The organism is Specibacter sp. NPDC078709 (genome assembly GCF_040686795.1).
Lineage (GTDB): Bacteria > Actinomycetota > Actinomycetes > Actinomycetales > Micrococcaceae > Specibacter.
Map to the genome: position 1 here is coordinate 111,976 of NZ_JBFBLU010000009.1, position 24,992 is coordinate 136,967.

Below are 24,992 nucleotides of genomic sequence, written 5' to 3' on the forward strand. Positions count from 1 at the left end.
GCTAAGAAGGGCGTATAGCTCAGGCGGTTAGAGCGCTTCGCTGATAACGAAGAGGTCCCTGGTTCAAGTCCAGGTACGCCCACGGAACCAATCGGTTCTTGGCAAGGATGGTGTGTAGTGAAGAAGTTGCTGATCTTGATCGCGGCTTTGGGTGCTGCAATTTTCCTCAACAAGAAGCGGCGGGAATCCAACGTTGTGAAGACAACATGGAGCAAGGCAACTGATTCAATCGATTGAATTTTTTCGCCAAGTTTCATATATACTGAATCAGCCTCATGGGGGCATGGCGCAATTGGTAGCGCACCTGCTTTGCAAGCAGGGGGTTCGGGGTTCGAGTCCCCGTGCCTCCACCATGAGAAACAACCCCGGTCACTTGACCGGGGTTGTTTTTTTATCTGGAGAACAGCTCAACTCCAGTGGCCTAGGCTTGGGCAGTGATCTTTCTTCTGGCCGTTGTGGGCATCTTGGGTGTTTCAGCATCCGGCCCCATCATGGCAGCCACCATGGCCCCAGCACTGACTATTGCGCTCTGGCGCAATGTATTCGGAGCATTGGTGTTGGGCACACCTGTACTGCTGAAAAGTCCTCGATTTCTTGCATCCCTGACACGGGTGGAAATCAAATACACCGCCATAGCGGCAACAGCCTTGGCCCTGCACTTCGCCTGCTTTGTGACCTCCGTGAAACTCACCAGCGTTGCGGCCGCGACAGCTCTCGTGTGTCTGCAGGCCGCATGGATCGCGTTGTTTCAGTGGCTCAGGGGCTCTAAGCCAGCCAGACCGGTTCTGCTGGGCTTAGGAACGGCGCTGCTGGGTGTAGTGGTCATTACGGGTTTCGATATGGGTGTTTCCCGAGAAGCGCTCGTGGGAGACCTCTTAGCGGTGGTGGGTGGGGTTCTTGCCGCCATTTACACCTTGGCTGGCTCAAAGGCCCGTAAAACTCTTTCCACGGGCGTCTACACGAGTCTTTGCTACGGACTGTGTTCGCTGATCCTGCTAGTCATGTGCCTGATCTTCCGCCAACCCTTGCTCAACTTCCCACCGGAAGCCTGGTGGGGCATTGTTGGGGTGACAGTGGCCGCTCAACTTTTTGGGCACACCATCTTCAACTACCTCTTGGCCACGATTTCCCCGCTGGTAGTGTCCATGATGATTTTGGTCGAGATCCCCGGGGCCGCATTGCTGGCCGGATTCTTCCTCGGGCAGCAATTGCCTCCTGGCACGTACGCCGGATTGGCACTGATTCTGGCCGGCCTGGCCGTGGTGGTCCTACGCCAGGGACGCAGCGGACTCAAGAAATAGCACTGGCAAAGGTCTCCCGTTACCTTTTTAGTAGCCCCATAAATAAGTAGGATTTGGGGTGGTTGGCCTGTCGGTCCCGGCATGATTAAGTCCCCCAGTCATCAATGATCCGGGGGGTGTTGTCACCGGGATTCGATAGGCGCCAGGGGATCGCTAATGGGGACCGGACCAGCACAATGAACCGCCGTGCAGGTCAGCCGTAACGTGGATGCCGAGCCTTGCCGCCGTAGGACAAGCCAACACCGAAATGAATGACACTATTTCTGGGAGGTTTGCGTTGATCAAGAACCACGAGGACGTCGATATCTTCATCGGCGTCGATGTCGGTAAGAGCAATCACCATGCGGTCGCGATCGACCGTACGGGCAAGAAAATCCTCGACCGTGCACTGCCCCAAGACGAGGCCAAACTCCGTGCCATCATCAAGGCCGTGGCCGGCAAAGGCACCGTGTTGTTGGTCGTTGATCAGCCCTCGACCATCGGCGCCCTGCCCGTTGCTGTGGCCCAGGCCGAGGGAATACTGGTCGGCTACATTCCCGGGCTGGCGATGCGCCGCATCGCGGATTTACATCCCGGAGAAGCCAAGACAGATGCTCGAGACGCTGCCATCATTGCTGAAGCCGCCCGAAGCCTGCCACACACCCTGCGTTCCATCGTCGTCGCCGATGAGCAAGCCGCCGAACTATCGATGCTCTGCGGTTTCGATGACGATCTAGCGAAGCAGGCAACGGCAACCTCGAACCGGATTCGGGGGTTGTTGACCCAGATCCACCCGGCACTGGAGCGGGTGGTGGGAAAGCACCTCGATCACCCCGCCATGGCCGAATTGCTGATCAAATATCCGTCTCCGGATAAGCTCCGCAAGGCCGGCCAGAACCGAGTCACGGCCTTGCTTTTGAAGTATGCGCCGCGGGCTGGGAAACGCTGGGCTACCGAGATCTTCACCGCCCTAGATGAGCAGACCGTGGTAGTCGCTGGAACTGGTGCCGCGAGCATCGTATTGCCGCAGCTCGCTGCCATGCTCAAGCAGCTACGCACGGCCCGTGACGAGCTCCTCGTTCAGGTTGAAACCCTCGTGGAGGATCACCCTCTTCATGCCGTCCTGACCTCTATGCCGGCGGTCGGGGTCAGGACGGAAGCCCGCATCATCACCGAAGTTGCGGGTAAGGAATTCCAGACCTCCGGCCACCTCGCCTCCTACGCTGGGCTGGCCCCGGTGACGTGGCGCTCCGGAACCTCGATCCGAGGCGATCACCCCTCCAAGAAAGGGAACAAGTCCCTCAAGCGAGCTTTCTTTCTCTCCGCGTTCGCGGCTCTGAAAGACCCTCTCTCACGGGCCTACTACGACCGGAAACGCGCCGAAGGCAAACGACACAACCAAGCCCTCATCGCCCTCGCGCGCAGGCGTTGCGACGTTCTCTTCGCGATGCTCCGGGACGGCACATTCTACGAAGCCCCAACCCCGAAAACCGCCTGACCGTTCCGAGCTGTCAGCTGGCGGACACGCACCGCCAGCCACCTACCTCTGCCCAAAAACAGTGGCCCAAAAAACTTTGAAGAAAATCCCTCCAAAGCCTTGACGAAAAACATAGGGACACCCCCCTAACGGGGCCCGAGGCAACTGGATTCACAGGGTGCCGATAGACGCAGGAGGACCGGGAGCTAATGCTCCCGGTCCTCCTGCTTATTCTGCTTAGCGCTGTGCCTAGGGCTCAGTCACTAGCACTTAGTGCTTGGGGTCCCTCGGCTTCGGAGTTGCGTCGTTGGCAGCAGCCACAGCGGCGTCCTTGGCCTTCACTGCTGCATCCTTGGCATCGGTGGCAGCCTCGCCCAGATTTTCCTTGGCGGAGTCCACAGTGTCGGCGACCTTCTCGGAAGCGCCCTCAACCACGTCTTTGGCTTTCTCACCCACGGCGTCGGCGTCGGCGACGTCGGCAGCCTTGGAGGATACGGCGTCGTCCGCGGGAACGGGAGCCGGCACAGCAACGGGAGCCGGCGTGGCAACAGGGGCGGCGGGAGTAGCCGCGGGGGTAACAGGAGCCGGCGTCTGCCAGGGATCGGCCACCGGCTTGGACGCCTTCCACGCAGCAACACCAGCGGCAGTGGCGGCAACAACTACGCCCACGACAATCCAGCCACGACCCTTGCGCTTCTCTTTCTTGGCGGCCTTGCTCATCTCAGCGGCAAACTTCTTGGCAGCCTCGGCAGCAGCTTTTTCAGCCTGAGCCAAAGCCTTCTTGTTACCAGTCAGCTTGGCCGCAGCAATCTCGAGCTGATGCGCAACCTTGGACTTTTCGAGGGCAACTTCGACGGCGTGGGCGGCCTCGCCCAGCTTGTCCGACACGAGTGGGAAGAAATCATCCACTACCTTGTCCTTGGCGCTGGTGATGGCCGGAGCAGCCTTCTCCAAGGTTTCATGAAGGTGCGGGGTGGCTTCATCAACAGCATCTGAAATCCTAGGTGCCAACTTTTCCAGGCCCTCCTGAAGTTTCGGGGTCACGGCCGCAACGCCGTCGGCAGTGTACTGGGCAGCCTTGCGTAAACCGTCCTGAACAATGGGGGACGCCTGTTCAATACCCTTTTCAATGCGGGGAACAGCCCAATTAAGAGCCGCCTCAACGCGGGGAGCGGTCCAGTCCTTGGCGGTTTCTACATGCGGCGCAGCCCAATCGCGGGCAGTATCTACGCTGGTGTTCAATGAATCTTCCAATCCTTGGGTAAAGCGGTCGACCTTCTTCACGTTTCCTCCAGATGTCAGCAGTTTCATGATTTAGCCTACGTCTAGCGAGGCCCTGTTGCCATCACCTAACAGTTCGCCGGGCGCGGAATGCTTGTGTCTTGACAGAAATTTCCCATTTTCACATGACAGACTAACGCCATGACTGCTATCCCAACCGCAAAAGCAACTATCAGCACGAGCCTTGGCGACATTGAGGTAAACCTCTTTGGAAACCACGCTCCCAAGACCGTGGCAAACTTCGTTGGCCTGGCTACGGGCGCCATTGAATGGACGCACCCGGGCACCGGCGAGAAGACCAACGCCCCGTTGTACAACGGCACCATCTTCCACCGCATCATCAAGGACTTCATGATCCAGGCTGGCGATCCCCTTGGTCGCGGCATTGGCGGACCGGGCTACCAGTTCGACGACGAGATCAACCCCGACCTGAACTTCAACGAGCCCTACAAATTTGCCATGGCTAACGCCGGCACCCAGGGCGGCCGCGGCACCAACGGTTCACAGTTCTTCATCACCACCGTGAACACCAGCTGGCTCCAGGGCAAGCACACCATCTTCGGTGACGTCACAGACGAGGCCTCCAAGGCTGTTGTTGACGCCATTGAAGGCGTTGCAACCGGTGCGGGCGACAAGCCGCGCGAAGACGTTGTCATCAACTCCGTCACCGTTGTAGAGCTCTAAACAGCGTTTACCCCTCCTGGCTTTGGTTGCCGGACGCCTTCATGGGCGTCCGGCAACCAAAGCCTTCCTTATATACCTCTTATTAGGATCTGTTTCATGAGTTCTGCCTATCCGGTCCCGGAATCCTCCACTGGCGCCCCCGTCTGTCCACGGCACCCCGATCGGGTTTCCTATGTGAGCTGTCAGCGGTGCGGGCGGCCGGCGTGCCCGGACTGTCAGCGCAGTGCTGCTGTGGGGATCCAATGCGTGGACTGTGTCAAGGTGGCAGCGAAGTCTGTCCCGTCCCGCAGAACTATTTTTGGTGGCGTGGCCCGTGCCGGAAGGCCCGCCGTGACCATCACCATGATGGCCATTTGTGTAGCCATGTACGCCTTGGATCTGGCGATTCCCAAGGACTTCATTTTCCAGAACTTCGCCTACGCCCCGTTCTTCACGGAAACGGAACCGTGGCGGATGGTGACATCAGCCTTCTTGCACTCAACAAACCTGATGCACATCGCCTTCAACATGTATGCACTGTGGATTTTGGGTAACGCCCTAGAACCTGCCTTTGGCCGAGTACGTTTTCTCGCCGTCTACCTGGTGAGCGCGTTCGCAGGATCCGTGGGTGTCCTCTTGCTTTCGCCCATCGACACTGTGGTTGTGGGTGCTTCCGGCGCCGTCTTCGGTTTGTTCGGCGCCCTGTTCGTGGTGCAGAAAAAGCGCGGCGGAGATCTGCGCCAAATCCTTGTGCTGCTGGCCATCAACGCAGCCATTGGATTCATCATCCCCAACATTGCCTGGCAGGCCCACTTGGGTGGTTTGATCGCCGGCGCACTCTGCACCGCAGCCATTGCCTACGCCCCCGCGAAGAACCGCAATCTGGTGCAGTGGGGCGGAATTGCCGCGGTGACAGTAATACTTCTTGCCCTGACCGTGTACAAGGTATCCACCTTCCCCGCCTTCACCCTCGTCAGCTAACGTTCGACGGCGCGCGGCCCGCCCTGCACTGAGCTGCTTGCGTGCCGAGCAGCCGGGTTGGGCACCTCGGCTGCGCTAGGGCTTGAGCCGGCGGTAGTCTCCGCCGTAGTGGATCAACGGTGACAACTCCCGGGCCCACTGAGCGTCTTCCCCCATGGAGACGATATTTCCTACCACCAGCAGGTGCGTCGCAGCCTCATGGATGGCCGTCGTTTCCACTTCAAAGCAGGCCAAAGCCCCTGCCATAATGGCGTTGCCCGTGACAGGCCCACGCCTGAAATCAATCTGGTTCAACAGTCCCTCTATTGGCGTGCCCGGACTGGCCAGCCAATTCGCCTGTGACTTCTGTTCTGCGGTTAACAGGGACAAAGCCCAGGATCCTGATTCGGCAACCGCCAAGGCAATCCGGGATTCGGCGTAGAGGCTGACCAACAATGTCGGAGGGTCATAGGACACTGACAGGTAAGCGCTCACTGTCGCTGCATGGTCACGGTTACGGAGTCGGGTGCTGATAATGGCCACCGAGCCAGCTTGTTCTGCACTGAGCCTGCGATATTCATCGATCGATTCTTGTGAGAGACGCTGTGGGAAAACTCTGTGCATATCGAAGGGATCAGGTAGTTCCATAGCCCTATCGTCGCACGTATCCACAGTTATCCACATAGATGTCCACACGTGGGCATAACTTACAGAGCTGTAGTTCGAGTATCTTTGAAGCTCTAGTACACAAGGTTATCCCCATGGATATCCACATTGGGTATAAGTTACACACATGTCATTCCACAGCTGTGGATTACTTTTCTGACAGCGTTCAGGGCTTGTCTGGTCAGAATCAGCAGAAAGTTATCCACTTCTGTGGATAACCTTGTGAACAACTATGGATAACCCAGGTTTCGAAAACAGCTTGTGGATAGTTCGAAGAAGTTGTCCACGTTGGTGGATAAGTCTGTGGGTTGTGGGAAAAAGTTATCCACAGTGTGGAGAACTCTGGGGATAGTAGACAATCGGCTATTTACAAGGCCCGCTTAGTCTGCGAGAATTCACGGTTCCGGCCGTAATTTAGGCGACGCGTCGACACATGGGATCCCGGGTACTTAGACTAAGGGCAGTGTCTCTGGTCTTGGTCTGGAGCAAGGTAGTACGCGGCCCGTCATAGGGCCGCTAAATGGCAGTGCCGGATGGGCTGGTGCTGCATGAAATGGGGATGAGTGGCCCGACGCGCAAAGGCTGGGGATATTGTTCTCCAGCTGAGGAAGAGCACTTCACGGGGGGTGCTGATCGTTGGTGCCCGCGGTGCAGGGAAAACCTGGATGCTGGCCCAGATTCTGGATGAGCTTGGCCCGGAATCCAGCACTATTAGACTTTCCGCTAGCAAAGCCCTAGCCGCAATTCCTTTGGGAGCCGTCAACGCCCGGGTGGGTGCCAACGCGGTCCGCAGTAGTGACTACTATGAGGTCCTCAATGGCCTGCTTGAGCAAATTCACGCAGCAACTGCGACTTGTACGCGCGTGTTCTTGATGGTCGATAATTCCGAGTATCTGGATAGCCAAAGTGCAGCCGTCATCATGCAAGTAGTTATGTCATCGGAAGTGAAGCTCATTGTGGTCGACCAACACGGTAGCCACAACAGCCAGTTGCGGGAGCTGTGGCGTGACGGCCACTTGATTCGATTCGAACTGGGACCGCTGCAAACAGACGACGTACGCGAAATGCTCGAGAAAGAACTCGGCGGACAAATTGCCGGTCCCGCCATCAACTATTTAACGAGCCGCTCGGCAGGAAACCCTTTGGTTCTCAAGGGGCTCATAGCAGGCGCCCAAGAAGAAGGTTCGCTGCGCAACGTCAACGGTGTGTGGATTTTGGACCACCCCGGCGACAAGCTGAGCTCAGAGTCCTGGGAATTCATGCAGATGGACCTGGCGCATTTGCCGGCCGATTCACGCATGATCATTGATATTTTGGCGTTGGCCGGTACTTTGCCACTAGATACAATTTTGGAGCTGTCCAGTGTTGCAGCAGTGGATGACATTCAGCAGCGTGAACTGGTGGTTATTGTCCCGGGCCCTGTCTTGAGAATGCAGCTATCCCGTCCAGCCACGGCAGCATCCATTCGAGCCATGGTTCCCATCGGACGCAGTCGGCAACTGCTGAAAGAAGTTTCCAAAGCGCTGCCAACCACGCGTCAATCTTCGCCGATAGAAATTACCAACATCACGCGGTGGACTCTGGACTGTGGCCTTCCCGTCGAAGATGACCAGCTCCTTAGAGCAGCGGTTTTCGCCAATCAGCTGATGCGGCCAGTAGCGGCATTGCAATTTTGCAGTATGCCGGTTCAATCGGAATATCTGGCAGCACTGTTGGCGGAAAAAGCCGTGGCGCTGTTGAACCAGAACCAAGTAGTGGAAGCCCGCAGCCAAGCCCGGCGCGCGTTCGAGCTGGCAACTACTCCGGAAGCAGCAGCCAGCGCCCTGAGAGCAGTTCACGTGAGTCACTTTGCAGAACTGGACTATGAGGAGCAGATCAACCGTGTGTTGGAGCAATTTCAACACCGTTTTGGCATAGTTTCCGTGCACGCGGCCACCACTCGGGCGCAGATCGATGTCCTGATGGTAATGGCCAAGCGGGATGTGACCCTTGGGAATGTTGAGGGGGCCAAGACCATTATCGAAGAGATCCAGAAACACCCCTTGACTGACAACGTCAGCGACAGGGTGCTTTTGAAGGCGCTTTTGGCTGAAGTTTTCTGTGCCACGGGAAGAATGAGCCAAGCCGTGGTACTGGCTGGCGAGGTTTTTGCGGAGTTGGAACGGCCCGAGGGTTTTCCCCGACCCGATGTTTCTTTGCTTGCCTACACCCGTTCTGTGGCCGCCCTCATTTACGACGGCGACTGGGACCTCGTGCGTGCGGCCTTGCAACCGGAGATATTCGTCAATACAGATCTGATGTTGTCTTCTGGCGGGCTGCGCGATCTTGCTGCCGCTACGATGGCCTGTCGGCGCGGCCATTTTGAAGAGTCCCTGCCTGCCCTGCGGTCTGCGTCTGTAGCATTGGCTGATTATGATCCATGGTCGGTACTACCCACTGCGTTAGGACTGTTGGCTTATTCCCTGGTCATGCAAGGGGATTTGGTAGGTTCTCAAGAGCAACTCTCGCAATTGGCGCTGCTGAACCGCCGCAGTGGAAAATTTCATGAGCTTGAAGCATCCGCCTACGCGGCGGCCGCGCAGGTCATGACAGGGCAACGTGAAATGGGGCTTGCTAGGTTGCGCAGTCTGCAGCGTGAATGCCGGACGCGGGGTTTGGTGGGGATCGAGATGACTGTGCTCTCTCTGCTGATGCGTGTTGGTGACAGCACTGCCGTGCCCCGGTTGTCGGAAGTTGCGGCAATGGTGGATTCCGGAAGCAAGGAGTTTTTCCTTGAATGGTCCAATGCTTTGGGTTCACAAAACCCGGAAGATCTAGACCGGGCCAGCATCGTGGCCATGAAGTACGGTTTTGATCTGGTTGCCGTTGAACTGGCAACTCATGCTCTGAACAAATTCCATGACAGCGGCAAGGTCCACAGGAGCAGAAAGACCGCCAGCAAGGTGGTGGCCATGCGCGAGCAGATGCCAGGGCTGGTATCTCCGGTGTTCAACGCCATCGAAGCCCCCAAGATGACGCGTCGGGAGCACCAGATAGCGCTCTTGGTTGCCCAAGGCGAATCTAACAATTCCATTGCCACCAGGCTCCACGTTTCTTTGCGCACAATTGAAGGCCACCTATACCGGACGTTCATCAAGCTGGATATCCAATCCAGGGAACAACTAGCCTCTTTGATGAATGGTGAAGAGCCTCAACAACTGACCGACTCTTACTACTCGTAAAGACCCCGATTTCAACCACTCGCAAGTGCCACGCTTTCAACCTTCACCGTCCCGACGGATGGCACCAAGGTATTAGTGACGGCGGCTAACCCGATCACGCGCTCCTACGGAGAGTTCAGCGTCAGCAAGAGCAGTGACCTTGTTAGTGGTTCACAGCTCAAGATCGGCCAGAAGGTCACGTATACGTTGACTGCGGTCAACACCTCAGAGGTTCCTGTACATGATGCGGTCCTCAGCGATGACCTCTCGAGCGTACTGGCAGCAACCTCCCTGGTAGACAATCTCCAGCAGACACAAGGTAGCCCCAGCATTGAGGGCCAGCTGCTTTCCTGGGATCTGGGCACATTGGCGGCAGGGGAAACACAAACCCTGACGTACACAGTCCAAGTCAATGAGGGCAGTGAGAGTAAGACCATCACCAACATGGTCTTGGGATCGGCGGATGTGCCGCCCACATCCTGTGTGGCAGCAGTTCCCGCCGCGCGGAGCATGGAGAGCGCGGGGCAAACGCCGTCGGCCCAGGCACCTTGCGGCACCACTCACACAGTGGTTCCGCCTACGGTGCGGCCGACCGTGACCCACACGGTGTCACCGGCACCGGTTGCGCCGCCGCTGGCATCATGGTCCCCAACCGCTGGCGTGAACAAAGAACTCTCTAGTGCTTGCGTAGCAATAGAGGACTGCCGGCAGCTAAGTCGACCAGCTGGCTACCGGTAATGAGAAACATCAAGGCCCCTGCTATCCCCCGGCAGGGGCCTTGATGTGTCTCGGCTGTTCTCTGCGAACAGGTATGTGAACAGGTATGTGAACAGGTCTGTGTAGGGGTCAGCGAGCCAGACTGCGTGGGTGTGCTCGAGCAGTGTCCGCGCTGCCCTGTCCAGAACTGCGGCACAAGACTAAAATTGGAGTAAAAGCGGCACCCCCACGCCAGCTGGCGAGAGCTGCTGGTGCTATGAAAGGTAGGTCAGCACCATGTCAAAGCAGGAAGGTAACCACGGACGCTACGTGCAGGGTTCCTACGGCAAGGCCGGTTCTGAGGCAGAGCACAGCACAGAGGATTCTGAAGGCCGCTACGTTGAAGGTGACTACGGGCAGGCAGGTACCGAAGAAGCGGAGCTTGAGAGTGAGCGTGGAAGGTTCGTTGAAGCCGACTACGGCACGGCCGGAGACGTACCGGGCCGTGCCGCAGAGGATCCCCGTGGCCGCTACATTCAAAGCGATCCAGGCGAAGAAAAAAAGTCTGAAAGCTAGCTGCGCCAGCGGGTGGTCATCATGAACCCGGCCAGTGCAATGGCAAAGCCAATGGCGATGTTCCAGTTGTGGATGTTGGGGATGGGGAACTTACCGTCGGAGATGTAGTAGGTGATGATCCAGAATAAGCCCACGAGCATCAAGGTGACCATTACGGGAAGGAACCACACGGCATTGGGTTTCTGTGTCTTACTAGAAGGCGTTTGAGCCGGACCTTTGGTGGGACGGCGACGCGATTTTGACTCAGGCACAGAAGCTCCTTGACATTGTGATCGCTGAAAACGACCACCTCGATGGGGGTGGACTGTCCATTGCCTGTGATGTTGCTGGGGAATTGTTCCAAGGCCCTGAACAGCCGGTATTGTTGACGTAATTCTAGCTGTATTTAACGCAGCTGCAGATTGCATGACATTACCGCTCAACTTCAGTCAGGAGACCCGCGTGGTTCGATCGCCTAACCATGTCGAATCAGCTGTGGGTGTTGACGAACTCATCACCGATAACGAGAAGATACGTACAAAGAACAAGCGTGCTGCCCGGCGCCAAAAGGCTCAGCGTCCCAAGCAAGGTTTCTTCCGCACCCTGATCCAAGTCATGGGCGAGCTGCTTATTACCTGTGGCGTTATCTTGTTGCTATTCGTGGTGTGGGAACTGTGGTGGACCAATATTGAGGCTAATTCCGCCCAGCAAGCCGCCGTCTCCCAGTTTGCACAGGACTTTCAAGGTCCGGTGGCGCCTCCGCCTGCGGACGCGCCACCCGTAGATTACGGAGATCCTAAAGTGATGGCCGCGCCCGATCAAGGAAGCACAGTGTTCGGAGTGGTCTACATTCCCCGCTTTGGCGCAACGTACAGCAGGCCGCTGGTGGAAGGCACCGCCCCGGCACAGTTGGATACCCTCGGTTTGGGCCGCTACGACAGCGCCGTCATGCCGGGCGGGGTTGGAAACTTTGCCGTGGCCGGTCACCGGCAAACTCACGGCGCGGTTCTTGACGCCGTCCACACCTTGGTTCCCGGAGACAAAATCTACGTTCAGACCAAGGACGGCTACTACACCTACGTGTTCCGGAACAACCAAATTGTCATGCCAAACCGGGCCGATGTCCTTGCTGCCGTCCCCACCCAACCGGATGCCACACCCACTGATCGTTTTATGACCATGACCAGTTGTAATCCCCGCTTCGGCGCGGAAGAGCGGATTATCAGCTACTCGCTGTTGGAGTCCTGGCAGCCGGCCAGCGCCGGCCCGCCAGCAGAGATTGCCGCCCAAGTTGCGGCGAACCAGAACGGGAAAGGCTGAGTATGTACGGCTGGATTTTTAGAAACCTCCCGGGGCCCTTGTGGTTCCGCATCATCACAACGATCCTTTTCCTGGCAGCAGCCGTCCTAGTGTTGATGCAGTTCGTCTTCCCATGGCTCTCCCAATTCAACCCTCTGAATGACTCAACGATTGGTGGTGGAGTCTGACATGGCAGTGCGGATTCTTGTCATAGATAACTACGACAGCTTTGTCTACACCCTGGTTGGCTATCTGCAACAACTAGGAGCTGAGACCACAGTTGTGCGCAATGACGACGTCACCTTGGCAGAAGCTGTGGAGTTGGCTGGCACGCGCGACGGCGTACTGGTCTCCCCCGGTCCCGGCACGCCCGCAGAAGCTGGTGTGTGTATCGAATTGATCAAGTGGTGCGGAAGCAACAACAAGCCCATGTTGGGCGTCTGCCTAGGCCATCAGGCGTTGGCTGAAGCTTATGGTGGCGTGGTCACGCACGCAGAGCAGCTCATGCACGGCAAGACCAGCGAGGTCCATCACCACGGCGCCAACGTATTTGCCGGCCTGCCCAGCCCCGTCACCGCCACTCGCTATCATTCGCTTTCCGCTGTTCCGGATAGCATTCCTGAGGTGCTTGAGGTCACGGCAGAAACGGCCGACGGCGTGATCATGGGTTTGGCGCATAAGAGCGCACCGCTGTGCGGGGTCCAGTTCCATCCAGAGTCTGTGCTCACCGAAGGTGGTTACACCATGTTGGGTAACTGGCTGGAATCACTGGGCCTGACAGGTGCTGCCGCTAAGGCTGCCACCCTGAGCCCACTCATCAACAGCTAGACGCCCACTCCAGTAGCCCCGGCTAGCCACAGCAACGGGCAGACTAGGGCTTCTTAGGTTTTTTCGATGGGGTTGGTTCCGCCGGGGCTGGGTCCGTCTGTTTGGGCGTTGGGGTCGGTGTGGGGGTCGGGGTAGGTTCCTCTGGCTCCGGTGCTTTGGCCAAAGTAACCACAACAGTTGTCCGCTGTGCCACGTCCGTGCCGGCCTGAATGGACTGCCCTGTCACCATACCCGGGGTGACGACAGAGTTCTCAGATTCCTCAAACGTCACCTCCAGATGCTCCGAGACCTTTTTCAAAGCAGCCGTCACGGTTTCCTGCACCAGCGCAGGGTCCTTAGTTAGGTCGAACAATGATGGCATCGATACCTGGCCTGTGGAAACCTTGATGGTGACGCTGGTGCCTACGGGGACTTTCTCTCCCGGAGCAGGGTCGGTGGTAACTACCAGATTGGCCCCTACGGAGCCGTCATTGACCAGATCGGTGGAACGGATGAGTAAGCCAAGATCAATCAGATCCTGACGCACATCGCCCTCGGTCCTACCGGTCACTGCCGCGGGGATTTGTACTTCGGAAGGTCCCTTGGATACAAATACCTCTACGGAGGTGCCCAATTCGGTGACGATACCAGCCTCGGGATCCGTGCGAATCACATCTCCCTTGTCCACTTCAGTGGAGAACTCTTCGGTGCTGCGCGGGTCCATGCCCAAGTTTTTCAAGCGGAACATTGCGTCGTCTTTAGCCATTCCGGCCAAGGCCGGAATGGTTTCCTGCGCAACAGCAGCAGGTGCTTGGTTCAACATGTTGTATCCCAGCACTGCCCCACCGCCGAGCATGATCGCCAACAGGACAAAGAGCGTCACCATCCAGGCTCGACGGCGGCGCTTGACGGCAGGAGCCACGTCCTCTGGTTCTTCCGGAACCACTTCCTCAGTGGTTAACGCTCCCCCCGCCATAACCTTGGCCATGGCGCGACTGGAGGGGCCGGCGTCGTGCAGCTCCTGTAGGGGGGTTGAGGCAATGGTGTCAGCAACCGTGGCGATCACTGTGGTCTGGTTCGCCTCGGCATGGGCCGGCTGATCGTGTCCGGGAGGTGGCATGACGCCCGCCCCGGCCGCACGGAGAGCGCGGCGGAAGGAAGCGGCATCCTGAAAACGCTGTTGCCTATCCTTCTGGAGTGCACGCATGAGTAAAGCATCTAGGGCAGGTGTCAGGGCTGTGTTGAAGGTACTCGGTGCGGGGGGCAGCTCACGCACATGCTGGTAGGCCACGGAGACGGGCGAGTCACCCGTGAACGGCGGCCGTCCAGCCAGCATTTCATAGAGCAGGCAACCTGCAGAATAAAGGTCGCTGCGTGCGTCGACACTTTCTCCGCGTGCTTGTTCCGGCGACAAATATTGGGCGGTGCCCATGACAGTCTGCGTTTGAGTCATAGTGGCTGCAGAGTCGGAGATGCTCCGTGCGATGCCAAAGTCCATGACCTTGACCTGTCCCAGAACACCATGTTCGTCCTCGGTCACCATGACATTGGCAGGCTTGATGTCGCGGTGGACAATGCCTGCTCGGTGACTGTAATCCAGGGCAGCCAGAACGCCCATAGAGTACTCCAGGGCCTGCTCTATGGTGATGTTCTTGGCGCGGATCAGATCTCGCAGCGTCTTGCCATGAACATATTCCATGACAATGTAGGGCACATGTGCACCATCGCCGGGATGGTCACCGGAGACGTGTTCGCCCGTGTCATAAACGGCGACGATGGCAGGGTGGTTTAGGCCCGCCACAGCCTGGGCCTCCCTACGGAAACGAGCCTGTAGCTGCGAATCACGCGCCACATCGGCGCGTAGGAGTTTAATCGCCACAGTCCGGCCCAAACGAATGTCCTGAGCCTTGTACACATCAGCCATGCCGCCACGGCCCAACAATTCCCCAATCTCATACCTGTCATTGAGGACGCGCGGAATACTCATGAGTACCAGTCAGTCCTTTCTGAGGACGGTAAATTTTGGGGTTTTTTGGCGTGCAAGTCCGCTGCTATGGTTTCGGTTTCGGTTCTTCCGATGCCGGCGTCGGAGTTTCCTGTACTGCCGGACCACTGGAGACGTAGTAGGTCACCTGTGATTGCAGCTCTACCTGAGTTCCAGCGACAGGGTTGACAATGATGACATTGCCCTTGGGAACGCTGTCCGAGGCTTGTTCGAGACGGTTGGGGATCAACTGGGCGGCAACGAGGGCCTGATCATAGGCATCACCGGTTTGCCCAGCAAATGAAGGCACCGTTGTGGTTTGTGGTTTCTCGGGACCCTTGGAGACGGTAACCGTGATGGTGGTACTAAGAGGCTGCGCCCCGGTAGGGCTTACTGAGATGACTATTCCTTCAGCATCCCGATCGCTGAACTCATCAACGCGGTTAACCCCAAGCTTCTGACTTATCAGCGTTTGTTCAACCTCTGCGAAGGGTTTTCCTGCTAGCGCACTGTTAATCACATCAACCGTCTCGGGTGCCTCCGTGGTGGGTGGCAGCGACTCCTCGGTTGGCGAAGGTGCCTCAGACGTGGTCGGGGGCGTCGAACTCGGAGGTGCAGAGGCGGTTGATGAGCTCGACTCCGTGGGAACAGGTGTTCCCCCGAAGAAGTTAGTGTTCTGCAACAACAATGCACCGACGGCAAAGACCAGCAAAACAATCAAGCCGACCATGGGCCAGGTCCACGGGCTGCGGCCCTTCTTGGCTGGTTCCGCAGGCGGCACAAAGTCATCGTCCGAATCTGCGACCGCAGGGTTGTCCTGCTCTGCCTGCCAGGCTCGCTCCGCACCAAGAATCTCAGCTCGGGTGGGAGCCGCGGGAGCATCTTCGACGTCTTCAGAGATCGTGGGAAGCGCCGTGGTACTAGGTTCGGCGACACTGGTGACCACGGAAGTGGCAGCCGTTGCGTCGATGTCCACGGGAGCTGTGATGGGACCGGTGGTGGCTTCGAAAAGCAACATTCCCGGGACAGCAGCATGTGCGGCCTTGATGTCACCGGCACGAATGGCCTCGGCGGCCTCACTGAGCTTCAAGGCATTCGCCGGACGGTTGGCAGGTTCCTTGGCCAGCATGGACATCAGAAGTGCACGCACCGGTGTCGGTAAGGTGTCGGGCAGCGGCGGAGGAGCGTCATTGACCTGGGCCAGAGCAATAGCAATCTGGGATTCGCCCGAGAATGGACGGTGTCCGGTAATGCACTCATAACCTATGATGCCCAGCGAATATATGTCACTCGAGCCGGTGGCAATCTGACCAGTGGCCTGTTCCGGGGCCAAGTACTGGGCTGTGCCCATGACCTGTCCAGTCTGGGTCAAGGGGACCTGATCGGCCAGGCGGGCAATGCCAAAGTCGGTGATCTTGACCTTGCCCTCAGGAGTAATGAGCAAGTTGCCGGGTTTCACATCGCGGTGGACCAGGCCTTGAGCGTGGGCCACTGCCAGTGCACGGGCCGTCTGGGCAATCATGGACAAAGTCCAGTCAGCCGAGAGCACACGTTCACGCTCGATCATGGTGGAGAGCGGTTCGCCAGGAACCAGTTCCATGACGAGGTAGGCGGAGCCATCCTCTTCGCCGTAGTCAAAGACGTTGGCAATACCCTCATGGTTGAGCAGAGCCGTGTGTTTGGCCTCTGCCCGGAACCGGGCGCGGAAGCCAGGATCGCCTGTGTACTCATCCTTGAGGATCTTGATGGCAACAATACGGCCCAGAACCTGATCCTGCGCCTTCCACACCTCGCCCATGCCGCCAATGGCAATGCGTGATGTGAGTTGGAACCTGCCGCCTAAGGTGATACCAGAAATAGGCCTCACTTGTTCAACACCGCCTTGAAGAGTTTGCTTGCATTGGGACTTGTAAGTTGTGCGCCGGTGGGAACATCCACCTTGGGCATGACGATGGTGACCACCACTTGGGGATCATCGGCCGGAGCGAATCCGGTAAACCATGCGTTGTTCAATCCGTCTCCAAGTTCTGCGGTACCTGTTTTTCCGGCCACCTTGACACCGGGGACGCCCGCAGCAGAAGCAATGCCATTGTCGACCACGCTGACCATCCAATCCTTGATTTGGGAGGCGATCTCCGGCGTCGTGGACTGCCGCAGAACCTCCGGGGTGAGGCTAGAAACAGTCTTGAGATCGGGAGTCCGCACCGTCTTGACGAGATTGGGGGCCATCTGCTGGCCACCATTTGCAATGGCTGCAGTCATCATGGAGATCTGCAACGGTGTTGCAACGACGTTCAGCTGGCCAATGGCGCTCTGGGCTAAAGCCGCGTCATCAAGCTTGCCTTGACTGCCTGGGAAGCGGCTGGTCTCCACCGCAGAAGGGAAGGAAAGCGAGTTGTCATTGAAGCCGAACTTTTCGGCTTGGGCTGTTATGGCGTCCTGGCCGAGATCCAAGGCAATACTGGCAAAGGGCGTATTGCACGAGTTCTCCAACGCGAAGGTGAAGGAAGCTTTGTCCTTGGTGTAGCACTGGCCGTAGGCGTAGTTGGGCAGTGCGTAGTCCATGCCCGGGAACGTTAACTCAGCCGGGTTGGGAAGCATGCTGTCTTTGTTATATTTTCCGGATTCAAGGGCCGCTGCGGTATCGATGATCTTGAAGACCGAGCCTGGCGCGTAAACCTGTGTGAAGGCCGATGAGCCAGCCAGGTTGATGCCGGGAACCTTTACCAATTCCGCCATGGAGGCATCAAAGGCCGTTTTATCGTGGGTGGCCATCAAGTTGGTGTCGTATGTGGGTTTGGAGGCCATGGCGATGATGGCGCCAGTCTTCGGATTTTGCACCACGATGGATCCGCCGATGCCATCGGGGATCATGTCCAGTGCCAGTTTCTGAATTTCAGAATCAATGGTGAGCTCTACGGAGCGACCCTGAGGTTGCTCGCCCGTGAAGATCTGGGAGATGCGCTCGAAGAGGGCATCATCAGATTTACCTGTTAGCTCCGCACTCATATCCGCTTCAATACCGTATTGTCCGGACCATTTGCTGAAGAAGCCGGTGAGGCCGGCATACAACAGAGGATCGTTGTACGTTCGCTGATACTTACAGTCCGTGTTTGTGGCAACAGATTCCGCAATGGCCTGACCGTCAACAAGGATGGGCCCCCTGGCGCTGCAGAAGCTCTTCACGAGTTGCCGCTGATTGCTGGGGTTTTTATTGAGGGCGTCCACGGCAAAAAACTGCACATAAGAGACTGAACCAAAAAGCAGTGCGAACAAGGCGATGGCCACTATCCAGGAATTACGAATCGCAGCATTCATGGTGAGGGCACCTCCTTTTGGGTCTTAACTTGGGTCTTATCGATATGGGGCGTTGGATCGTTGGTGGCAGACAATGTAGAGACATCAATGGGTCGCCGTGCTGCATCGGAAATCTTCAGGATCAAGGCAACGATGATCCAGTTTGCTAGCAGTGATGACCCGCCGGCCGCTAGGAACGGCGTTGTGAGGCCGGTTAGCGGAATGAGGCGGGTTACGCCGCCAATGATGACGAAACACTGCAAGGCCACGGCGAAGGACAGCCCCACTGCCAGCAGTTTTCCAAAAGCATCTCGGGTGCCCAACGCGGCTCGGAATCCACGAGCAATCAACAGTGCGTACAGGCAGAGGATCGCGAAGAGCCCAATCAATCCAAGTTCTTCGCCAATGACTGCAATGATCATGTCGCTATTGGCCACAGGCAGTGCATCGGGTGAACCCTGACCGAAGCCGGTACCGATGAGGCCACCGTTGGCTAGGCCAAACAACCCCTCGACAACTTGGAAGCTTCCGTAAGGAGCGCCAATATATGCGGGGTCAAAAGCATTCACCCACACATCAATGCGTCGAGCTACGTGCGGGAAAATCTGGTACGCGGCAAAGCCGCCTACAGCTATCAGAGCCACACCAATAAGTATCCAGCTAACTCGGCTGGTAGCCACATAGATCATGACCATGAACAAGCCAAAGAACAGGATTGAGGAACCCAGATCCCGCTGGAATACCAAGACGCCAACGCTGGCAAGCCACGCCACGATCATCGGCGCAAGATCTTGCACTCGCGGGAGCTGGAGTGGGCCGATCTTCTTTCCTGCAAGGAGGATCAGATCTCGGTTGGAGGAAAGATACCCGGCAAAGAATATAGCCAGTGTGATCTTGGCAATTTCGCCTGGTTGGAAGGTGAAGGGGCCAATGGAAATCCATACCGTGGCGCCGAAAACACTACCCGCCGAAATGCCTGGGACGAGTGGCAGGATGAGGAGGACCACTGAGACCAGCAAGGAGATGTAGGTGTATCGGCGTAGGATCCGGTGATCGCGCAACACCCAGATCACGGTGATCGCCGCCACCACGGCAAGGCTGGTCCACATCCATTGGCGGGTGGCGGCAGTGTCGCCGGAGGTGATGTCCAGCCGGTGAATCACAGCCAGCCCCAAACCATTCAGGGCCACCACCACGGGCAATATTACCGGATCGGCATATTTAGCCTTGAAACGCAGAACAACGTGGAATGCGATGGCCAGGGTGGTCAGAATAGCGATCTGTGTATAGAAATCGTTGTCAAAAGTCCGGCCTAGATTCAAGTTGACCAGTGCCGTAGCCATGGCTGACATGGCAAGGGCCAGAACCAACAAGAGAAGTTCCGTATTGCGGCGAGGTTTAGCCACAGTCAATAGTTGACTCATTGTCCATCACCAGGAATGCAGGTAGGTTGCGCCGGTGACGGAGCAACGGCAGTTGCTGATGGGCTGGGACTTGCGCTACCGCTGGGAGTGGCACTAGGTGTGGGTGTAGCACTTGCCGTTGCCGTTGCCGTTGCCGTTGCCGTTGCAGTCCCAGTCGCCGTTGGCGATGCCGTTGCAGTCCCAGTCACCGTTGCGGCGGGTGTGGTTGGCGGCGAGGATTCCAACAGCTCACAGGGCGGCAGGCTTGTCCCCGTACCCAACTGCAGATCGCTAATGATCTGTTCGGCATCGCTTAGAGTACGTGCTGGCATGGTTGATGCCACCAACTGCTGTGAATAGGCGGGCAGAGACGTAACTTTCACTTGGGTTTCCCGGTGCAATTCTGAGAGCGAGATAGGTCCGAGGGATTGTGAGACACCTTGGAAAATCGCCACGTTCCCGTTGTTGACGCCCACAAAGTACTGGGTCTGGGTCCATGCATATGCAGCCCATGAGCCCGCAACGATGGCTAGGGCTACCAAGAATCCTACGATCGCCAATACCAGTGGGCGTTGGCGCAGCCTAGGCAGCGACTCTTCTGTGTCTTCTACGACGGTGGGCTCTGCTGCGGGTTTGTGGGTAAGTACCGTTGCCGCGCGATGTGAGGACTGCGCCTTTGTCAGAAGCGGTATCCGGCCATCAGTTGCTGCCGTTACCGCAGCCCCCACGAGTTCATGCTTGCGTGTTTGAAGTTCTTTGCGGATGGCAGCTGCGCGAATGTGAGTATCCAGTGAATCCGACGTGTCGCCGTGACTCTCACCTGGTTCAGTCAACTCTGCGGGCTCACTAAGCTGAACGGGTTCCGAGGCAGCCTCTGTCGGGTCAGTTGACGGAGCTGGCGAAGAATCTTCTGAGGGATCAAGAAGGGCTGCTTGTTCGTCACCGTCGACGGGGGCAGCGGAAGCCGCCGCGGCCGCGAGAGGAGGGGCTCCAGCGTCGTAAGCTTCTGGGCTCTGCTCCACGGCCCGCTGCTTAGTATCATCCGAGGCCAGGGCGTCCACCTCTACGGCTTCCAACGCCGCGGTTTGCGTCTCCTCCGGATTGGATTCAACAATGTCGAAAACAACAACGGTGACGTTATCGGGGGAACCGGCCGCCAATGTCAACTCAATGAGGGTGTCCGCGGCACTCGATAGGGACTTGGTGTGGCGGATGACCTCTTCGACCATGGCGGGACGGACAAAGTTCAGGCCGTCGGAGCATAGGAGCCAGCGTTCACCAGGCGTGGCGTCAAAGTACTTCAGATCAAGCTCAGGGGAGGCATCCACGTCGCCGAGGACACGCATCAAAACGTTCTTGTGGGGGTGAACTTCAGCCTCGGCCTCGGTCATGCGGCCTTCGTCGATCATGCGCTGGACGAAGGTGTGATCGGTGCTCAGCTGTTCAAAAACGCCATCCTTGAGGCGGTAGGCACGAGAATCGCCAATATGCGCATAAGCCAATCGGTTCCCGGAGAGCAGCAGAGCCGTCACCGTTGTGCCCATACCTGCTAATTTTGGGTTCACATGAACTAGCTCTGACAGCAGTGAATTGGCGGTTTGAATCTCATCAGCGAGGTGCGCGCCGGCGTCGTCATTGTGGTGGTTGTGATCTAGATGCACCAGATCCAGAACCGTGGAAGCGCTGGCAACATCGCCGCCCGCATGGCCGCCCATACCGTCAGCAACAACTGCCAGATGCTCGCCAGCGTAGGCGGAATCATCATTTTTGGCGCGGACAAGGCCTACATGGGACCTAGCTGCGTAGCGCAGTATTAGCGGGTATTCGGCCATGTCACGGCCTCAATTCGATGACCGTTTTGCCGATCCGCACAGGAACCCCGAGTTCCACGGGGAGGGCACGCGTCAACGCAGTGCCGCCAAGGAATGTTCCATTGGTGGAGCCGAGGTCTTCAATGAACCACCGGGTGCCTTGGGGGAACAAGCGCGCATGGCGTCCCGACGCGTAATCATCCTCGAGTACCAAGGTTGCCTCTTGAGCGCGACCCAAAAGAATAGGGGTTCCACTGAGTTCCAACGTGGTACCTGTTAGCGGCCCCTCGGTGACAACCAGTTGGCGGGCCTGGGCTTTTGGTGGGGGCGCCGTTTCAACCAGTTCCGGGTGTTTACGGGCCTGCCGGGCTGTTGGTTCGCCCACTTTGGCCTTACGGCCAATGACCAAGTCTCGGCGCATGGCTGCAACGACACTGAAAACCATGACCCACATCAGGAGCAGGAAACCGAAGCGCAAGATGGTGACTACAAGAGTCATATCGTTCATCGCTGACCACCGCCGCGTCGAGGCAAAATACGGAAAATAATTTCAGTGCGACCCATTTTGATCGTGGATCCGTTGTGCAGTTCGGTGCTCCCCTGCACACGCCGGCCATCTACATAGCTGCCGTTGGTCGAGCCAAGGTCCACGGCGGTGTTGGAGCCCTCTTCACAGCGGATTTCCAGGTGCTTTCGCGAAACGCCAGTGTCATCGATGAGAATGTCCGCTTCGGAGGAGCGGCCCAAAATAATGGAGTTAGCATTCAGGGCATACCGCTGTCCGTCGATGTCCACAACGGGCTGGCCCTGTGCCGGGGGCGCCTGGCGCTTGTACACAGGTGTGGCCTGAGCGGGGGGTTGGCTAGCGGCAGGTTGAGCGTTGCCGGGCTCTTGGCGTGGCCGTACAGGTGGGTGGGCAGGGCTTTGTAGAACTTGAGAGCCTGTACTGTTTTCCTTCTCGGTGGAGGAAACAATCTCAAACTGTCCGGGGCGCAGGTCCTCGAGGTGGTTGAATGCCACCCGTACCGGGCCTTGGAGCACATAGCCTTGGCTGCGCGCGTGGTTAATGACCACATCGCACAGTTCTTCAGCGAGGGTCACACCCCATGAACGTGCCCGTTCGAAGTCAGCATCTCCCAGCTCAATATTAAAAACATTGGGAGCCAGTGTCCGGCCGGCATCCAACGTCATCGCCTTGTCGTCAAGTTCCCGACGAAGAGCGCTTGCCACTTCAACCGGCTGCAATGATTTGGCGCCTAGGGAGAAGGCGCCACGTACTGCCTTTTCAATGCCTTTTTCAACGTTGTCAAACAATCCCATATGCTCTCCTCTCTTTCTATGTTGCGGTGGCAAGGGTGATGCCCTAAATTCTTTGGAACCGCTGCGCTACGGAGAGCGCAACTTGAACGCCGTCCGCGCTGCGGGCAACCAGGTTCAAAGTTGATACTACTGCCGGAGTCTTGGAATATCCCCATTAGTTGGCTCGGATGTGGCAAATTTCCTACCTGGGCATGATGCTGTCAAAACTTTTTTACACAGCATAACTTCCGCGTCAGTTGGCGGAAATACGCCTGTTCAGTGGGCCATTTTGCAGTGTTCAACGGCTCTTAGCGGGGCTCGTTTAGGTGAATCGGCGCGATGTCCTATATGCTTGATCTCGCTGTTCCACTGAGAGTCGAAAGACAAACCCGGTGGATAGCGAAAAACGCGCGAGTGGCGGAACGGCAGACGCGCTGGCTTCAGGTGCCAGTGTCCGAAAGGGCGTGGGGGTTCAAATCCCCCCTCGCGCACGTTTTTGAAAAGCCCCGGTGGAACCAATGGTTCCACCGGGGCTTTTTCGTGCCCAGATCTGGGTGGGTTCGGGGGGTTAGCGGGGGGTTAGCGGCCAAAATGTGTGTACAGCCCGGGCATGTCAGTGGCTTCTTCCGCCCCATCCCGTTTGGATCCCGTTGCAGCATTGGTTGCTCAAGGCGGTGTTGTGGCGGATTGGCAAGATGGGCTCCGCAGTTACTGATGTGGTCTTCATCGACGCCTTCCTGTATGTCCCGTTGGACGTAACCAGCGTAAGTACTGCCCTGATGATGTAGTGCCCTGGTAAGTGGCACCTGTGGGACGCGATCCATCGCCAGGTGCTCAGCCGTTTGAAGGATTTGGATGGGCCGACATGAGCACTGCTGGAAGGTTGATTCCGCTCTGGACGGATCATTCTTCATATGTTCCTGGGTACACGCACCCCACTTTGGTCTGTCTCTTGGGAACCGTCACGCTCTTGGGAACCGTCGCCCCGCATGCTTTCAAAGCATGTTTACACCCCTACGGCACGCATAAGCACTGGACAAAACGGCAATTCTATACAGACGTTCTGGCCACTAACCCGGCCTTGTACGGAATGCTCCGAGTACGTAGCGGCTGGGTGTTCTCTCTATGTATGTGTCGGCCATAACGGTCTCGTAGGGGGTCTCCGCTAGCCAAGCGTGATGGCCGGGATAGCACTTGGCCCGAAGAACCACTGTGGTGACCCGCGGTTATGGCCGGGTAAATCGCTATATCCGTAACTGTCCTATGGATTGACGGAGGACTTCATAAGGGCGCCGGGATGGACATCGGACACAAACAGGAGCGGGACACTACTTGAGTGCAGTAGCCGCGGTCGCACTATATACAAGGACGATCCCAGCGCGAACTGGATAAAGCTGACTCTGATACCTATATATGGAGACGAGTAGAGGCGTAGGTCCACAGAGGGTTCCCATCCGGCGGAGTGTTTTGCTGGCGGACTACGTGCCGTTTGACGTGTTGCTCCTATGAACACATAGGTCGGAACCACTTCCCCGCTGGCTGTGATCAGGACTCGACTCATGAGATCAAGGAATTCGAGACATAGGATCGGAACATGAAGAACCTCATGATTCGCATCGGTGTCCAATTAGGCAGTTCAGCTGTCGCAATTATTCTTGCCGCACTAATCCTGCATGGCTTTACTTTGCACGTTGGTGGGCTACTGACCGCCGTCGTTGTCTTTACGATTGCACAATCACTTCTCGAGGGCTTCGTCTCAAAGCTGGCCACCAAGTACACACCAGCCCTTGCCGGCCTCGCATCACTTGTTTCCACCTGGTTGGCGTTGATCATTGCCAGCATGCCATTCGGGGGCATCAGGATCCATGGATTCTTCACGTGGATCTTGGCGGCACTTGTCATCTGGGCCGTCACGGGGCTCTGTGCCGTACTGGTTCCAAAGTATGTACTGAAGAGCGCTACCAGGTAGTGGCAAAAATGTCGCAATGACGGACCAGTCGAAGTGCATCCCGGCGGTAGCTATGCATCGGAATACATGACCAGCGGCTGATCGAGCGGTGGATTTGCATAGATGCGAAACGGTGTGTATTGTTTTTCGAGTTGCCCCGGTTGATGGGGGAACGAAAATCCCGAGTTTATGTGGCCGGTTTTGCCGGTCTATTTCTCATGTTTTGATGGTGTTGTTCACTATTTAGTGGATTTGCGTTGTTGAATGAGTTCGGGTAAGCTTGAAAAGTTGCCTCGGCACTGATCGTCATGGATTGTTTGTTGGTTTGTGGTGTGTTGGCTGGGTGTGGTTGTTGTTTGAGAACTC

Annotated in this window: 22 protein-coding genes, 3 tRNA genes and 1 pseudogene; 16 read left to right on the plus strand and 10 right to left on the minus strand. The window is 57.3% G+C overall.

Annotated features, from left to right (window positions below):
* Positions 1-8 precede the first annotated feature (8 nt).
* From AB0P14_RS15635 to AB0P14_RS15655, 5 genes are all read left to right on the plus strand, one after another.
* Positions 9-82: transfer RNA gene (locus AB0P14_RS15635), tRNA-Ile, on the plus strand.
* A gap of 35 nt (positions 83-117) precedes the next feature.
* The gene (locus AB0P14_RS15640; protein ID WP_363844240.1) at positions 118-237 is read left to right on the plus strand and encodes a DLW-39 family protein; all 120 of its coding nucleotides are present in this window, start codon (positions 118-120) and stop codon (positions 235-237) included.
* 40 nt (positions 238-277) lie between these two features.
* Positions 278-353 (plus strand) — tRNA-Ala (locus tag AB0P14_RS15645).
* A gap of 81 nt (positions 354-434) precedes the next feature.
* Positions 435-1,301: a DMT family transporter gene (locus AB0P14_RS15650; RefSeq protein ID WP_363844242.1), complete on the plus strand. Its 867-nt coding sequence runs from the start codon at positions 435-437 to the stop codon at positions 1,299-1,301.
* A gap of 247 nt (positions 1,302-1,548) precedes the next feature.
* A complete protein-coding gene (locus AB0P14_RS15655) occupies positions 1,549-2,778 on the plus strand; it encodes an IS110 family transposase (RefSeq protein WP_183645216.1) in 1,230 nt (409 codons plus the stop codon).
* 249 nt (positions 2,779-3,027) lie between these two features.
* On the opposite strand, the gene AB0P14_RS15660 is transcribed toward AB0P14_RS15655, so the two are convergent.
* Positions 3,028-4,068: a hypothetical protein gene (locus AB0P14_RS15660; RefSeq protein WP_363844245.1), complete on the minus strand. Its 1,041-nt coding sequence runs from the start codon at positions 4,066-4,068 to the stop codon at positions 3,028-3,030.
* Between the two features lie 111 nt (positions 4,069-4,179).
* Here AB0P14_RS15660 and AB0P14_RS15665 point away from each other — a divergent pair, with 111 nt between their 5' ends.
* Entirely contained in the window at positions 4,180-4,722 is a 543-nt protein-coding gene (locus tag AB0P14_RS15665) for a peptidylprolyl isomerase (RefSeq protein WP_363844248.1), read from the plus strand.
* 96 nt (positions 4,723-4,818) lie between these two features.
* The gene (locus AB0P14_RS15670; protein ID WP_363844251.1) at positions 4,819-5,682 is read left to right on the plus strand and encodes a rhomboid family intramembrane serine protease; all 864 of its coding nucleotides are present in this window, start codon (positions 4,819-4,821) and stop codon (positions 5,680-5,682) included.
* A gap of 75 nt (positions 5,683-5,757) precedes the next feature.
* On the opposite strand, the gene AB0P14_RS15675 is transcribed toward AB0P14_RS15670, so the two are convergent.
* The gene (locus AB0P14_RS15675) at positions 5,758-6,309 is read right to left on the minus strand and encodes a flavin reductase family protein (RefSeq protein WP_363844254.1); all 552 of its coding nucleotides are present in this window, start codon (positions 6,307-6,309) and stop codon (positions 5,758-5,760) included.
* A 644-nt stretch (positions 6,310-6,953) separates the two neighbouring features.
* Here AB0P14_RS15675 and AB0P14_RS15680 point away from each other — a divergent pair.
* The 4 genes and pseudogenes from AB0P14_RS15680 to AB0P14_RS15695 all read left to right on the plus strand — a co-directional run.
* A pseudogene (locus AB0P14_RS15680) lies at positions 6,954-7,244 on the plus strand (AAA family ATPase); the annotation flags it as partial.
* A 381-nt stretch (positions 7,245-7,625) separates the two neighbouring features.
* Entirely contained in the window at positions 7,626-9,548 is a 1,923-nt protein-coding gene (locus tag AB0P14_RS15685; RefSeq protein WP_363844308.1) for a helix-turn-helix transcriptional regulator, read from the plus strand.
* 75 nt (positions 9,549-9,623) lie between these two features.
* Positions 9,624-10,265 carry an isopeptide-forming domain-containing fimbrial protein gene (locus AB0P14_RS15690; protein ID WP_363844257.1) on the plus strand — a complete coding sequence of 214 codons (642 nt, stop codon included), beginning with the start codon at positions 9,624-9,626 and terminating at the stop codon, positions 10,263-10,265.
* A gap of 255 nt (positions 10,266-10,520) precedes the next feature.
* On the plus strand, positions 10,521-10,799 hold the full coding sequence (locus AB0P14_RS15695) for a hypothetical protein (RefSeq protein ID WP_363844260.1): 279 nt from the start codon (positions 10,521-10,523) through the stop codon (positions 10,797-10,799).
* Here AB0P14_RS15695 and AB0P14_RS15700 read toward each other — a convergent pair.
* Positions 10,796-11,050 carry a cell division protein CrgA gene (locus AB0P14_RS15700; protein WP_363844263.1) on the minus strand — a complete coding sequence of 85 codons (255 nt, stop codon included), beginning with the start codon at positions 11,048-11,050 and terminating at the stop codon, positions 10,796-10,798. The two genes, AB0P14_RS15695 and AB0P14_RS15700, sit on opposite strands and share 4 nt — an antisense overlap.
* Positions 11,051-11,381: 331 nt before the next feature.
* Between AB0P14_RS15700 and AB0P14_RS15705 the strand changes: the two genes are divergently transcribed.
* Together AB0P14_RS15705 and AB0P14_RS15710 are read left to right on the plus strand one after the other, a co-directional pair.
* On the plus strand, positions 11,382-12,098 hold the full coding sequence (locus AB0P14_RS15705) for a class E sortase (protein ID WP_363844310.1): 717 nt from the start codon (positions 11,382-11,384) through the stop codon (positions 12,096-12,098).
* Positions 12,099-12,266: 168 nt separating this feature from the next.
* Positions 12,267-12,905, plus strand: coding sequence for a gamma-glutamyl-gamma-aminobutyrate hydrolase family protein (locus tag AB0P14_RS15710; protein WP_363844313.1), 639 nt, complete (start codon positions 12,267-12,269; stop codon positions 12,903-12,905).
* A gap of 43 nt (positions 12,906-12,948) precedes the next feature.
* Here AB0P14_RS15710 and pknB read toward each other — a convergent pair whose 3' ends face one another.
* From pknB to AB0P14_RS15745, 7 genes are all read right to left on the minus strand, one after another.
* Positions 12,949-14,871, minus strand: coding sequence for a Stk1 family PASTA domain-containing Ser/Thr kinase (gene pknB, locus AB0P14_RS15715; RefSeq protein ID WP_363844266.1), 1,923 nt, complete (start codon positions 14,869-14,871; stop codon positions 12,949-12,951).
* 64 nt (positions 14,872-14,935) lie between these two features.
* Positions 14,936-16,735 carry a protein kinase gene (locus AB0P14_RS15720; protein ID WP_363844269.1) on the minus strand — a complete coding sequence of 600 codons (1,800 nt, stop codon included), beginning with the start codon at positions 16,733-16,735 and terminating at the stop codon, positions 14,936-14,938.
* On the minus strand, positions 16,732-18,186 hold the full coding sequence (locus tag AB0P14_RS15725) for a penicillin-binding transpeptidase domain-containing protein (RefSeq protein WP_363844272.1): 1,455 nt from the start codon (positions 18,184-18,186) through the stop codon (positions 16,732-16,734). The genes AB0P14_RS15720 and AB0P14_RS15725 overlap by 4 nt, the downstream gene beginning before the upstream one ends.
* On the minus strand, positions 18,183-19,589 hold the full coding sequence (locus AB0P14_RS15730; protein ID WP_363844275.1) for an FtsW/RodA/SpoVE family cell cycle protein: 1,407 nt from the start codon (positions 19,587-19,589) through the stop codon (positions 18,183-18,185). Before AB0P14_RS15730 ends, AB0P14_RS15725 begins: the two co-directional genes overlap by 4 nt.
* A complete protein-coding gene (locus AB0P14_RS15735; RefSeq protein ID WP_363844278.1) occupies positions 19,586-21,400 on the minus strand; it encodes a protein phosphatase 2C domain-containing protein in 1,815 nt (604 codons plus the stop codon). Before AB0P14_RS15735 ends, AB0P14_RS15730 begins: the two co-directional genes overlap by 4 nt.
* Position 21,401: 1 nt before the next feature.
* Complete coding sequence (locus AB0P14_RS15740; protein ID WP_363844281.1) at positions 21,402-21,887, minus strand: FHA domain-containing protein; 486 nt, start codon at positions 21,885-21,887, stop codon at positions 21,402-21,404.
* Positions 21,884-22,699, minus strand: coding sequence for a DUF3662 and FHA domain-containing protein (locus AB0P14_RS15745; RefSeq protein WP_363844284.1), 816 nt, complete (start codon positions 22,697-22,699; stop codon positions 21,884-21,886). Before AB0P14_RS15745 ends, AB0P14_RS15740 begins: the two co-directional genes overlap by 4 nt.
* A 387-nt stretch (positions 22,700-23,086) precedes the next feature.
* Here AB0P14_RS15745 and AB0P14_RS15750 point away from each other — a divergent pair.
* The 3 genes from AB0P14_RS15750 to AB0P14_RS15760 all read left to right on the plus strand — a co-directional run bounded on the left by AB0P14_RS15750 (position 23,087) and on the right by AB0P14_RS15760 (position 24,647).
* Positions 23,087-23,169: transfer RNA gene (locus AB0P14_RS15750), tRNA-Leu, on the plus strand.
* A 159-nt stretch (positions 23,170-23,328) separates the two neighbouring features.
* On the plus strand, positions 23,329-23,466 hold the full coding sequence (locus AB0P14_RS15755) for a hypothetical protein (protein ID WP_363844287.1): 138 nt from the start codon (positions 23,329-23,331) through the stop codon (positions 23,464-23,466).
* A gap of 806 nt (positions 23,467-24,272) precedes the next feature.
* On the plus strand, positions 24,273-24,647 hold the full coding sequence (locus tag AB0P14_RS15760; RefSeq protein ID WP_363844290.1) for a phage holin family protein: 375 nt from the start codon (positions 24,273-24,275) through the stop codon (positions 24,645-24,647).
* The last annotated feature ends 345 nt before the right edge of the window (positions 24,648-24,992 follow it).